General features: G+C 43.8%; 12 protein-coding genes. All 12 read left to right on the forward strand.

The window, feature by feature from the left end; genetic code table 11:
• The first annotated feature begins 119 nt into the window (after positions 1-119).
• Complete coding sequence (locus ACFIKU_RS08725; protein ID WP_375657269.1) at positions 120-545, forward strand: hypothetical protein; 426 nt, start codon at positions 120-122, stop codon at positions 543-545.
• A 1-nt stretch (position 546) separates the two neighbouring features.
• Positions 547-1,383 carry a hypothetical protein gene (locus ACFIKU_RS08730; RefSeq protein WP_375657270.1) on the forward strand — a complete coding sequence of 279 codons (837 nt, stop codon included), beginning with the start codon at positions 547-549 and terminating at the stop codon, positions 1,381-1,383.
• Positions 1,384-1,390: 7 nt separating this feature from the next.
• Positions 1,391-2,842, forward strand: a complete 1,452-nt coding sequence (locus ACFIKU_RS08735) for a hypothetical protein (RefSeq protein WP_375657271.1) — start codon at positions 1,391-1,393, stop codon at positions 2,840-2,842.
• An 8-nt stretch (positions 2,843-2,850) separates the two neighbouring features.
• Positions 2,851-4,944 (forward strand): glycine zipper family protein, encoded by a 2,094-nt coding sequence (locus tag ACFIKU_RS08740; protein ID WP_375657272.1) that lies wholly within the window; start codon positions 2,851-2,853, stop codon positions 4,942-4,944.
• Positions 4,941-5,606: a transglycosylase SLT domain-containing protein gene (locus ACFIKU_RS08745; RefSeq protein WP_375657273.1), complete on the forward strand. Its 666-nt coding sequence runs from the start codon at positions 4,941-4,943 to the stop codon at positions 5,604-5,606. The genes ACFIKU_RS08740 and ACFIKU_RS08745 overlap by 4 nt, the downstream gene beginning before the upstream one ends.
• 12 nt (positions 5,607-5,618) lie before the next feature.
• Positions 5,619-6,620 (forward strand): phage tail protein, encoded by a 1,002-nt coding sequence (locus tag ACFIKU_RS08750; protein ID WP_375657274.1) that lies wholly within the window; start codon positions 5,619-5,621, stop codon positions 6,618-6,620.
• A gap of 7 nt (positions 6,621-6,627) precedes the next feature.
• On the forward strand, positions 6,628-7,641 hold the full coding sequence (locus ACFIKU_RS08755) for a phage tail protein (RefSeq protein ID WP_375657275.1): 1,014 nt from the start codon (positions 6,628-6,630) through the stop codon (positions 7,639-7,641).
• A 7-nt stretch (positions 7,642-7,648) separates the two neighbouring features.
• The gene (locus ACFIKU_RS08760) at positions 7,649-8,761 is read left to right on the forward strand and encodes a phage tail protein (RefSeq protein WP_375642687.1); all 1,113 of its coding nucleotides are present in this window, start codon (positions 7,649-7,651) and stop codon (positions 8,759-8,761) included.
• 9 nt (positions 8,762-8,770) lie between these two features.
• Positions 8,771-9,004 carry a hypothetical protein gene (locus tag ACFIKU_RS08765; RefSeq protein WP_375657276.1) on the forward strand — a complete coding sequence of 78 codons (234 nt, stop codon included), beginning with the start codon at positions 8,771-8,773 and terminating at the stop codon, positions 9,002-9,004.
• Between the two features lie 21 nt (positions 9,005-9,025).
• Positions 9,026-12,928, forward strand: a complete 3,903-nt coding sequence (locus ACFIKU_RS08770; RefSeq protein WP_375657277.1) for an alanine-zipper protein — start codon at positions 9,026-9,028, stop codon at positions 12,926-12,928.
• A gap of 9 nt (positions 12,929-12,937) precedes the next feature.
• Positions 12,938-13,267 carry a hypothetical protein gene (locus ACFIKU_RS08775; RefSeq protein ID WP_273724653.1) on the forward strand — a complete coding sequence of 110 codons (330 nt, stop codon included), beginning with the start codon at positions 12,938-12,940 and terminating at the stop codon, positions 13,265-13,267.
• A 63-nt stretch (positions 13,268-13,330) separates the two neighbouring features.
• A partial coding sequence (locus ACFIKU_RS08780) for a lysozyme (protein ID WP_375657278.1) occupies positions 13,331-13,468 on the forward strand: 138 nt, incomplete at its 3' end.

Here is a 13,468-nt window from a genome sequence, read left to right on the forward strand (position 1 = left end):
GCTTATCATGGGCGTTCACGCAATCGTTATCACCGGTTTAAATTGCGCATTCCTAAGAATGAACCTTGGACGATGATTACGGGGTTTAATGTGGATTTACGTCCTTTTGGTAGAGGGTAATGGCAAAAGTCTTTTTGACCAGTTCTTGGGATATGGAGCGTATAGCACCTTATCTTGAAGAGATTATTGCGTCTTTTAATGAGTATGTAGAGCGTTTTAAACATGAAATTACGTTGCAAGAACTCATTGAATCTATTGGCAGTGGCAAGAAACAGTTATGGCTTGTTTTGGATGATGAAGAGCGATTTTTAGCGGTAGTCACGACCCAGATACAACAGACAGTTTTAGGAAAGAAGCGCGCGCTCATTTGTGAATGTAGTGGCAAGGGTGTTCTTGATTTGGTTGATAATTTGCAAGTTGCAGAGGATTGGGCGCGTGAGAATGGCGCTTCTGAAATGGAGATCTTGGGTCGTTTGGGTTGGAAACGTGCACTGGACAAGCAAGGTTACAGCATAGATATGCTTTATTACAGGAAGGAATTGTGAAATGGGGAGCAAGACACCAGCAACAACAGAACAAAAGCAGGTACAGACAAGCGCCCCTCCAGCTTGGTTGGAGAATGTATTTAAGCGTGGGGGTAGTGATGCGTATCATCTGTATAATACAGGGGCGGGTGGTAATGTGTATGGCGGTCCTCGTATTGCGCCGTTAAGTGATCAAACACGCTATGGAATTGGTGGACTTGGCAGCATACCTCATCATTATCAAAATCGCTCTTTGATGAATACAATCTACAATCCAACGTCGGCAGCCATGAATCTTAGACATATGGCTTCTGGTGGTATGGTTGGACAGAATCCGTCTTTTAATGCTGCTCTTCAAAATAGCTTAGACCGTGTAAGAGATACGATTAACAGCTCTTTTGCTGGTGCGGGTCGTTATGGGTCCGGTGCACATGCAGGTGTATTGGCAAATGAACTTGGTGCTTTGTCCACAAGTGCTATGGCAGATCAATATAATCGTGATGCGGACCGCATGATGCAAGCCAATGCCATGATAGACCAAGCCAATCAAAATCAGTTGGGAGCCTCAAATAACTTCTTACAGGGTTATGGCAATGCCTATTCCAATGCCATACAGGCGGGAGGTGTGCTTGATGCCCACAATCAGAGAGTTGTTGATGCCAATCGTGAACGTTGGCTGGAGCAAGACAATAGCGGCTGGAATAGGTTGAATATGCTTATGAACGCCGGTCATGGTTTTGCAAGAAATTACGGTACAACGATGAATAATATGTCAGACTCTACGATGCATGGTAACGACCCTTGGAAGAACGCTATAGGGATTTTAGCTAGTATTGCTCATTTTGCAGGAAAAAAGTGAGGTAGTTATGCAAAATAGTAACGATAATATTTTATCAAGACTTCTTAAGTCTATGTATGGAATGGGACAATATGTACCACGTATACGTTTCAACGATCTAGAAGACATCAAACAACAGGCAAATAATTTGCCTTATTTAACCCCTTCTTCACCTATAGCAACTTTTGGTTCACAATCGAATCCTCTAGGTTTTGCTAAAAATACTCCACCTTTACCAGATGTAAGTTCGTCTTTAAGACCGGCAGGCAGAAAACCGGATGTAACATCTTCTGTTCCTTCTTTACCAGTAGCGACCTTTGGTTCACAATCAAACCCTTTAGATATGGAACCTTTGCCTAATGCACTTTCAGATTTGGCATCATTAAAACCAAAGCAGTCTCAATTACCAGAGCCTATTTCATCTGTAGAACCACAGCAGTTTGCACAGCCACAACAGAGTACTGTTCTTCACAAAGATACTGGTTCTCAACAGAGTTTTTGGGATTACTTGCGTAGTCCTGAGTTTTTACAAAGATTATCAGATTATGGGATTGGTTATGCATTATCAGATGGGACGATAGCACAAAGTTTAGCGAATGGAGCTATGAATCTTCGTCGTGGTGATATGGAAAGAGAAAAAAGAGGGCAGATTAACCAGACCGTCGAGTATCTAAAGTCCAAAGGCTACAGTGATGAAGAAGCTGCTATCATGGCACGGAATCCTCAAATGCTTAGTGCATTGCTAACAGGTGATGATACTTCTAAGTTACCTCTGGGGTATCAATGGTATACCAATCCACAGACAGGTGAACGTGAAGCGAGACCGATTAAAGGGTCTCTACAGGAACTTGAGTATAATCAGAAGTTACAAGCACAGAAAGAATGGGAGGATAAAAAGAGAAGAAATGTTCTTGTCAATAAACAGCAGCTGCGTGCTGGATTAAGTGATATTGCAGACGCTATCAAACTCATAAAAGACGGTTATTCGACAGGGTTTGTTGGATGGGGGTCGCGCGGCATTGGAGGAACACCTGCATATGAATTAGACAAATTATTGGATGGGATTAGAGGTGGCGTTCTAAAGACTGTATTTGAGAACCTAAAATCGATGAGTCCTAACGGCACAGCAGGAACTGGTCCTATATCAGATTTCGAAAGTAAGGCGATGACATCGATGTTTGGTTCTTTGGATGTTGGGCGCGATAAGAAAGGATTGGAGAAGACTTTACGTCTTCTTGAAACAACATTGGGTGCTTTTAATAAGCTTAATGATACTAAATTATACAATGCGTTAACAGGGCAGCCTCTAGAAACGCCTAAGGAAATCTCTGATCAATATTCAGTAGATTTATCGATGCCTAAAGGGAATTATGCAAATGCACCAATAGTAAAAAGTGCAAAAGATGTCGAAAACCTTCCAAAAGGAACAGTATTTTTGGTTAGGCGTGCAAATGGCAATCTAGTCCCTGTAGAAAAATAGGTTATCCCATGTCTGAATACAAAGATTATGATAAGTCACTTCTCCCTGAATGGGCTAGGAAATATAAGGTAGTTGGTCCTGAGATCCCCAACCCTCAAAATATAGCGGATTACTCTGAATATAAGGATTATGATAAGTCACTTCTCCCTGAATGGGCTAGGGAATATAAAGTAGTTGGTCCTGAGATTTCAAGCACTCAAGATACAACAGATGATTTCTCATTTTCTGATAAAGATCTTAGTTGGTGGGATGCGCTTTGGAGCCATGGGATATCTGGTCTCACGGCAGGTTATAGTGATGAGATACAAGCGGCGAATGAAGCGGGTTTTACGGATTATTGGAGCGGCGATAAAAAAGCCGAAGAAATCTATAATAGAAGAGTAGCCAAAGAACGTGCTTACCAAAAAGCCTTGGAAGAAAAACATCCAGTGTGGTCTTCTATTGGTTATATCCTTGGTTCCATTGTACCAACAGCAGCATCATTCATCCCTGGGCTGGGACTTTTAAGAGCCGGTTCAGTGGCAACATCAACATTTGGAAACCTTGGTAAGGCGGCACTTTTAGGCGCGGGATCTGGTGCTTTGCATGGTTCTGGAGCAGGAGATGGTCTTTATGACCGCCTTACTTCGGCAGGGATTGGTGGTGGTATTGGGGCTGTTGCTGGTCCTGTTGGTTCTCTTGCTGGTACAGGAGCTTCTTGGGGGTTAAGAAAAGCGGGACATGGATTGCAACATATTCCTTTTTTAAGAGGGTATTTTAATCCTGCTCATAAAGACGTCCAAACCAAAGCAGTTAGGGAAGTTGCAAAAACATTATATGATGATGGTGTTGAGAATGTTGCAGAACGCCTTGCAAGTGCGCCGCGTCATGCATTTTTGACAGACATTAGTCCGAATTTAGAAGTATCACTTGCTAATATGGGAAAAACAAATACTCGCGTTTCTGAACTTTTGAAACATGCTCATGGGGAAAGGGTACAGAACGCTGTCCACCGTATTGGTCAATCGGCGGATGAACACATTACTCCTCTCCAAGATACGAAAGTTTTACAAAGTTTTCTTAAAGAGCAAGGAGAAAGAGAATACAAACATCTTTATGCACAAGCGATGCAAACTCCAATCGCGAAAAGACATTATCCGGCTCTAAATAGGCTTTTCAAAAATAAATGGTTTCAAGATGCCCTTAAAGAAGCAGTTGATATCTTAGAAGGCGACCCACGCAAAGCAATTGCTCAACGATTTTATGATAAAAATTTTAGCCATCTTAACTATAAGCCCACAATGGAGTTATTAGATCAAACTAAGAAAAGTCTAGATGAATTAATTGAAAAGTATAAAAATTTTGGTGATAATCAAAAGTCTTCAGGGTACCAATTGATTAAGAACAATTTGGTAAAGATAACGGACGAAATTTCTCCTACCTATAAAGCAGCGCGGGCTAGTGTAGAAAAATATAAAGGTTTTCAAGAAGCGATAGAACAAGGCAAAAACATTGTACAGAGAGATGTTTCTGGAGCAACAATAGCAGAAGGTCTTCGTAAAGGAGCGATGTCAGATGGTCTCAATACCTATCATGTAGGGATGAGAGACTATATAGATGACATATTAAAAGGTTCTCGCCCTGTTAATAGCCTTTCGAATATTTTACAAACGGGTAGCATGTCTGATAATCTTAGCAGGTCTTTAAGCCCTAAAAATATTCATGCGTTTAGAAAAGCTGTAGATGACGAAAGGTTCTATGAAGATGCAGCCCAAAGGGCACTCAAACCGTTTCAAGGAACGCCTGAACCTTCTTATTTTACAGGTGTTAATATTCCGTACGGAAAAGTGAGTGCAGCCCGTGCAGGAGCAAAAATTACACAAAATATTTTATCAGATACAATTAGGAAATTGCCTCAAAAAGAAAGGCAAATATTTGAACGTGATATGACGAAGTTAGCAACTTTTGGCGTTAAAGGTATGAACCAGCAGGAAGTTGCTCAAATGTTACAAAGGTTCATAGATTGGCATAAAAGGGGAATTTTTACTGAGAAGGCAGCACATTTTATTTCTTCATTACTGATGGGAGAAATTGGCAGATTTGCAAGGAGTAAGGTTCAATGACCCGTTATAGCCCTTCTGTTAATCAAGCGATACGGCAAACGGCAGCACGTTATGGTTTGCCAGAGAGTTATTTATACCGTGTTGCGCAAGTTGAAAGTGGTGGGAGTCCCAATGCAAGGAATCCCCGCTCTTCTGCGGGTGGGTTGTATCAATTTATAGACAGCACCGCCAAACAATATGGTTTGCAGAATAGGTTTGACCCCATGCAAGCGGCAGATGCCATGGGGCGGTTGACACTTGATAATCGCAATCATTTAAGCCGTCTGTTGGGAAGAGCGCCTAGTGAAGCGGAGTTGTATTTAGCACATCAACAAGGGGCAGGGGGAGCCGCGCGGCTTCTTCAAAATCCCCATGCGAATGCGGCGCAAATTGTTGGCAGCAATGCGGTTGGCTTGAATGGTGGAAACAACGCTATGCGTGCAAGTGATTTTGTCAACCGTGTGTTGCAGATGTACGGTGGGAAGAAGTCTTATGGTGCACGCCCTATTGTTTTTGGAGGCTCTGTACCAGCACAGGGGAACAGGGATAATTTTCTCGAGGTTTTAAGAGCCTTACTTTCATCAGAGCAAGAGGCATCAGAAGAAGCTGATGAGAGATCTGATGATAACCCTTTAATGACGCAATTCATGCGGGCGTTTTACGGACCATTTTACCGGAATTAGGATTTATGAGAGATGTCAACGATCTATGATTGGTCGCTTAGAGCGGCGGATAATACGCGCGTAGATGATTTGATTGATTGGTCAGAAGGACAGCAGCCTAGCAGTGTGAATACGAGCGCCCGTGTGATGATGCAAAGGATAAGTGAGTATTTGTCAGACACGGGTGGAGCGCTTGAAGGGGTTGTTACAAATGATCATGTCCAACAAACGAGTGTGATAAGACTTGCAAGCACCTCACAGTTTTTAGAGTATAAGAATGGTATCGTTTTGCGCTTTATGGCTATGGGGAAGAATGTTGGAGCAACCACGATTGTCTTAAATACTTTAGACGGCAAGCCGGTTTATAAAGCAACGGAATTAGGGGTTGGTCCTTTATCAGGGGGCGAAATCCAACAAGGGTGCATTTATACATTGGTTTATAATGGAGATCATTGGCATCTTGTTAATCCTACCTCTATCCCTTTGCAAGAAGAAAGCAGTCTTTATCCCACGGGGTTCATAGGAACGTTTGGCATGCGCGGGATTCCAAAGGATTGGTTAATTTGCGATGGGAAGGCTTATTTGCGTCGTGATTATCGTGATTTATTTGAGACGATAGGAACGGTTTGGGGAGAGGGGGATGGTGTTACAACGTTTAATGTTCCAGATTTTAGGGGAATGTTTTTACGGGGGCTTGATGGAGGGCGCAATATTGATGAGGGGCGTTCTTTTGCAAGTGTGCAAACAGATTTAATCGAGTCTCACCAACATCAAGGACAGAGCCTATCGATGTCTCATTTTACCAGCAACGAAAACTTTTGGGATGGGAATACGACGGATGTATTAGGCTATCGTCTAGGCTTGTTTGGGGGGAGCTCTCTCGCGAATTTTATGGGTATAGAGCGTGAGAATTTAAGGAGTCACGTTGCAAGTCCTTATACTTTTGATGAGAGCCAAGAGGTTGTTTTGGAGCGCACTGGTGAAGGCGAGACGCGTCCAGTAAATGTGAGTGTTCTGTTTGCGATTAAGACATGAGGTTAAAATGTCGACGATCTATGATTGGTCTTTAAATGCCTCCTTGAATGCCTATTGTGATGCTTTGATTGATTGGTCAAAAGGACAACGTCCTAGCAGTGTGAATAATAGCGCCCGTGTGATGATGCAGCGTGTGCGTGAATATTTATCCGATACGAGTGGTGTGATTGAAAGTAGCTTTACGGTTGATAATGAACAGCAGACGACGTTGATAAGACTTCAAAGTAAATCGCATTTTTTAGAGTATAAGAATGGGATATCGGTTTGTTTTAAAGCGAAGGGTAAGAATGTTGGGGAAACCGCAATTGCCTTGAATGATTTAGTCGGTATGCCCGTTTATAAGGCGACGGAATTAGGCATTCGTGCATTATCTGGAGGTGAACTTCAAAGGGGGTGCATTTATAGCTTGATTTATAGGGATCATGCTTGGCAAGTTTTAAATCCTACGCCTCTTTCTTTATCACAAGAACCGGTTATTCCCATTTATCCTACGGGGACGATAGGGATTTTTGGGATGCAAGTTTTGCCAGAGGGCTGGTTACTCTGTGATGGGAAAGCTTATTCGCGGAGTGATTATCCTGCTCTTTATGATGCGATAGGGATCAGATGGGGTGGAGCTGATAGTTGGACAAAGTTTAACGTTCCCGATTTGCGTGGTGTTTTTTTACGAGGTGTTGATGATGACCGCGAGATAGACCGCTTTCGTTATCTTGGCACTTTACAAAATGACGCTATGAGAAAGCATGACCATAGTGGTCAATCCTTTACGATTTTGAATGCTGAAAATCAGGAAGAGAGTTGGCATGGTGATATGACGATCATCTGGGGATATGCGTTGAATGACCAGCAAAGGTTGAAGCTTGCCGAACGTTTGGGTGTGAGGGCAGAAGATATACGCGTGCACCATAAGCTAGCCTTTCCCCATTCCCACCTTCACATGCGTGATGTTGCGTTGGCAAGTTCAGGTGCAAGTGAGACGCGTCCGATTAATATGAGTGTTGTGTTTGGAATCAAGACGTGAGGTTCATATGTCGACGATTTATGATTGGTCTTTAACGGCATCTGAGAATGGTGGTGCTGATGCTTTGATTAATTGGTCAGAGGGACAGCACCCTAACACGGTCAATAATAGCGCCCGTGTGATGATGCAAAGGATAAGTGAGTATTTATCGGATACGGGCGGCGTGCTTGAAGGCATTGTAACGGTTGATAATAACCAAAAGACGAGTGTGATAAGGCTTCTAAGCCAATCGGCATTTTTAGAGTATAAGAATGGCATATCGGTTTGTTTTAAAGCGAAGGGCAAAAATGTAGGGGCGACAACAATTGCTTTAAATAATTTAGTTGGTAAGCCCGTTTATAAGGCGACAGAAACCGGTTTATTAGCCTTATCGGGAGGAGAGATACAAGATGGTTGTCTTTATACGCTTGTGTATGATGAAGAACTTACGGGTTGGCAAGTTCTCAATCCGACAAGGGGCAAAGTTTCTTCCTTAAAACGCTTACCCTCTGGTCTGATAGGACCGTTTGCAATGGAACGCCTGCCGGATGGTTGGTTGCCATGTGATGGGCGTTCTTATTCACGGTATGTTTATTGGGATTTATTTTGTGTCATAGGAACGACGTGGGGAGAAGGAGATGGCGTTGAGACGTTTAATGTTCCCGATTTTAGGGGAATGTTTTTACGGGGCCTCGATTATGAACGCAATCTAGACCCTTGGCGTTCTTTTGCAAGTCAGCAAGGCTGTTCTTTAAAAGCGCATGAACATTTTATAGGTCCAGCATCATCAGAAGGTCTTTCTTCTCGTAAAAAACGTGATGTTTCTTTGCAAAGGCGAAAGAGAGCTATAGACGAAGAGTGTGTAGGGTTGAGTGGTGATGCTTTGGACAAGTGTAATCAAGAATTTGACCAAATAGCGGGCACTTCAGAAGTTCCCTTTTGGTTTACAGAAAAAGATAAGCCGCCTCGCTTACCGTGGTTTATCAGGAGCCCGTTTGCTAATTTTTTATATTATTCCACGCCTATAACAGAAGGGCTGAATGACAGAGCGCATCATGAACATCACCTCATGGCAGAGAGGGTTGGTGGTGTTGAAACGCGCCCCGTTAATGTGAGTGTAATTTATGGGATCAAGACATGAGGAAATGAAATGTCATTAAAACCGTTTGCGATATCAGAGATTAGCGACCCGTCTCAAGTACGGGTCGTTTTGTATTCGGGGGATCATTTTGTGCATGCGCCGCTTAATGGCGTTTTTGATTTACTGAAAGCCGCTTTGAAAGCCGATCTTGATGGGTCGTTAAAAGATTTAGAGAAGCGCTTAGAGACCTTAAGAGAAGAGTTTGAAGATTTGAAAGAGTGTTCATTAGATGAAGCACTGTGAATGATGTGAGGACGAAAGCAGATGAAGATACCCGATCATGAACATGAATATTTGATACCAGTCGCGACGAGAGAAGAAATGGTAGCAGGAACTTCTCAAGACAGCGTTGTTGTTCCGAAGCTTTTAGGGACGGCATCTTTGTATTCGTATGAAACCTTTGCACCGTTAGAGCAGGTTGTTAATGCAAGACAAGAAGCAGAAAAAGCCATGGCGCGTGCGAATGGCGCGCAACAAACAGCAGATCAAGCGAAAACTATAGCAGACAGTGTCAAGGAATTATCGGATGCAGCGACGACGACGATAGCACAAGCAGTAGGCACAGCAGCGAGTGCAGTTACGACAGCTTCAGAAGCCAAGACGACATCAGAGACAGCTTTAGAGCAGGCAAATACGGCATTAACAGCATCTAATGCTGCCAAGCAGACAGCAGAGGTATCGAAAGCCTCTTCAGAAGATGCCAAGATGAAATCAGAAGCGGCAGAGAGGTTAGCGCAAGAAGCCAAGCGTATTGCGGAGGATACTAAAGGTGCAGCCGATAGAGTGACGACAGTGGTCACGGAAAGCTCTCAAAGAGTGACACAAGTTCAAGGCACAGTAGAGACAGCTTTGACAGAGGCAAGAGAAGCCAAGGCAACGGCAGGAGATGCAAAAGCACTTTCCGAACAAACCAAGAGCGCTTTTGATGATGTCAAGCAGGTGATGGGTGAGGTGAAGAATGTTGCAGAAACAGCGGCAGCAAGCAGTGGGCAAGCTCTCACGACAGCTTCTGAAGCTAAGACGACAGCAGAAACAGCATCTTCGGTAGCTGTTGATGCAAAAGAAACGGCGTCTAAAGCTCTGTCGGTAGCACATGATCTTAAGCAATCGGTTGATCATGTCAAGAATACAGCTGAGGGAGCCAAAAGGACAGCAGAAGGAGTAGAACAGAGGGCTTTAACAATAGAAGACGTTGCTACACAAGCCAAGACTAAAGCCGGTGAAGCCAAACAATTGGTTGAAGAAGTTAAGATGAAAGCGCATTCGGCAGAAACATTAGCGAATAATGCAAAGCAGATAGCGGATAGCGCAAAAGACACGGCGGTGGAAGCGAAAAATAAAGCAGAGGATGCACATGTCCTTTCGCAAGATGCTAAGAGCACAGCAGAAACGGCAGAAGAGAAAGCCGCAAGAGCTGAAAAGAAGGCGGATGATGCGACAGTCACAGCTTCAGAAGCCAAGACTATGGCGCAAGAGGCAAAACAGGCGTTAGAGACATCAACAGCTACCGAAGATGCTTCAGAAGCACTGTCTAAAGCCGCTGAAGCGAAGAAAGTAGCAGATCAGGCAGCAACGTTAGCTAATGAAAGTAAAACGACAGCTGTTGAGGCAAAAGGTTTAGTGGAGGAAGTAAAACAATCGGTAGCGGCAGCGACAGAAACAGCAGAAACGGTAGCTAACGAAGCCAAAGGAGCATCAGAAAGCGCTGTTAGGGTGGCGAACACAGCGAAGATCACAGCAGAAGAAGCCAAGAGTGCAGCGGATACAGCAACAGCGACGGCTCATCAAGCCCAACAGAGTGCAGAGGAGGCTACAAAAGTAGCTTCTGAAGCGAAAGCGGCAGCAGAGTCAGCTGCGCGTTCAGGAGATACGGCAGGGCAGGTGAGTGGGGAAGCGGTTAAGGGCATAGCGGAAGAAGCGAAGCGTAAAGCCGAAGCAGTAGAGAAGATTGTACAAGAATCTCAAAGTGCTTTGGATGAACTAAAACAAGTAGCTGCTAGTGCGAAGTCGACAGCAGAAGAGGCAAAAAAGGTTTCTGAAAGCGCTCAGAAGAAGGCAGTACAGGTAGAGACAGTAGCGGATGAAGCCGAAAAAATAGCTAAAGAAGCCAAACAGACAGCTGGTTATGCCAACCATGATGCGGGGCAAGCCCGTAGTGAGGCGGAAAATGCAAAAAGCACAGCGAATGCAGCGTGGAATAAAGCTTACGACGCGAATGAAACAGCAGATAGTGCTAAAACTACAGCAAGTTTAGCGCGGATGTACTCAGACGAAGCCAAGAAAATAGCGGAAAAAGCCGATGATCGAGCGTATGAAGCCAAGAATGAAGTAGAAAAAGCCAAGGAAATAGCTAGTAATGCAAAATATATAGCAGAACAAGCGCAGAAGGCAGCCGAAACAGCCGGTAAAAAAGCCGCGTCTTTAGAAGACGAAGCAGAAGAGGCACAAAAAATAGCCAAGGAAGCCAAGGAATCTGCTGGTTATGCAAGACATGACGCGACGCAAGCCCGTAGTGAGGCGGAAAAGGCAAAAAGCACAGCGAATGAAGCGTGGAGTAAAGCTTACGACGCGAATGAAACAGCAGATAGTGCTAAAACTACAGCAAGTTTAGCGCGGATGTACTCAGACGAAGCCAAGAAAATAGCGGAAAAAGCCGATGATCGAGCGTATGAAGCCAAGAATGAAGTAGAAAAAGCCAAGGAAATAGCTAGTAATGCAAAATATATAGCAGAACAAGCGCAGAAGGCAGCCGAAACAGCCGGTAAAAAAGCCGCGTCTTTAGAAGACGAAGCAGAAGAGGCACAAAAAATAGCCAAGGAAGCCAAGGAATCTGCTGGTTATGCAAGACATGATGCGGAGCAAGCACGCAATCAGGCAGAAAATGCAGAAAAAACAGCCTCGTCTGCAATGAGTAGAGTTATCGATATCAATCAAGTGGTTGATAATTTTAAAGCCCCCGTAAGTTTAGCGCGGATGTACTCAGACGAAGCCAAGAAAAAAGCAGAGTCGGCAGATTCACAAGCCTATCAAGCCAAGAGCGAAGCCGAAAAAGCCAAGGAAGTAGCCGATAGAGCGAAAAGGACAGCAGAAGAAGCCAAAAAAACCGCCGATACGACGAAACAAGAGCTTGGAGGTATCAAGAGTTCCCTAGCAACGGCAACAACAGCCCATACAGTAGCCTCACAGGCAAAAGTGCTAGGGGAAGAGGTAAACAATTTACTGAAACAGTCCAATTTAACGGTTCTTTCAATTTCCACACCGTTTCTGGTTGCGTCAGGGAGAAGACAACTCACATTGAAGAAAGGAACGCGTATAACCTTGGCATTAGGCAATGATGCTTTGGTTGCAAGTTATACGTCAGATACAAGAATAAGCGTTCCTTCTCTTTCGGCAGGCAAGGATTATTATGTTTATTTGGTTTCTGATGGAAAACAGTCTCATAAACTTGTTTTGTCAGAAAACTCTACGTATCCAAGGGATTACACCGTGAGTAATTCGCGAAAGATAGGAGGTTTTCATACGCTTTGTGCAGATGTTGGTACGATTTCCTCTCATCCCTTATCGGGTTATCAAGCAGGGGATATATTGCCGAACTCTGTTTGGTGTTTGAATCACCGCCCGCATAGTTCACCCGAAGGGATGGTCTATGATCCCTCTACAGATCTTTGGGGTGATATTTATCTTCAGTCAGGGACGGGTCACAGTACCCGCTCGGCGTATAATGTTCCTATTACGACGAACCGTCTACAAACAGATCATATATCCGATATGCAGCGTGTTAAGAAGGCTTTGCTCAATAATACAGAATTTACTTCTGCGATGTATGGAAGCAATGAAGGTGGTGGGATTCAAGGCAAAAAAGCACCTTCACCGAAACATTCTGGAGGTTATAAGAATACGGCAAATATACGGATGATTTCGCACATCGGTTGTGAAGATGGTTGCGGTTATGTTTGGCAATTTGTGAGAGATGTTTGTTTCATGCAAACGGTAACTGGAGCTTCACCAAATGTACAGTTTAAAAAAGATATGTATGCATTGTTGGCTGGTGGAGACTGGTCAGATACTACGAATATCACTCCACATTTGCGTGCAGTCATTATACGGAATGCCATTTATGAATCGGCTGGCGCCCGTGGCTGTAGCCGCCCACGCTGTTTTGTTTAGGAGGGGTAGATGATAGATTATCCAGAGCATTTAAATAGCAAGGAAGATTATCTGAATATGCTTGAATTTGATAAGGTTGAAACCGTAAGAAGGCTAGAGCATCTTTTAGCAATGCGTTTTTATTGGGTCTTTGTCAAAGAGCTTGGAGAGGGAGAAGAGGGGATTGAAGATGACACGCATAAGGTTTGTCTAACAACAACCATGCCGTTTGATTCAAATGGTGATTTTGTAGAAAAGCGTTGTCAGTATGAATTACAGGAAAGCGAATATGCGCCGCTCTTTCAACTTGGCTTTCGTGTTGAAGAAGTCGAGCAACTGATCAAAGAGCATAGTCAATAGAGATCATAAAAAAACATTTTTATCCAGCCTCACTTTTGTGGGGCTTTTTTTATGGAGCGTCAGATGAGAAAGATATCGAAAGAAGGATTAGAGCTTATCAAACAATGGGAAGGTTTACGTTTAGAGGCTTACAGAGACACGGCATGTGTTTGGACGATTGGTTATGGTCACACCAGCAATGCGGGTCACCCCCTTGTCAAA

It is taken from the genome of Bartonella sp. CM120XJJH, from assembly GCF_042194715.1.
Taxonomy (GTDB): domain Bacteria; phylum Pseudomonadota; class Alphaproteobacteria; order Rhizobiales; family Rhizobiaceae; genus Bartonella.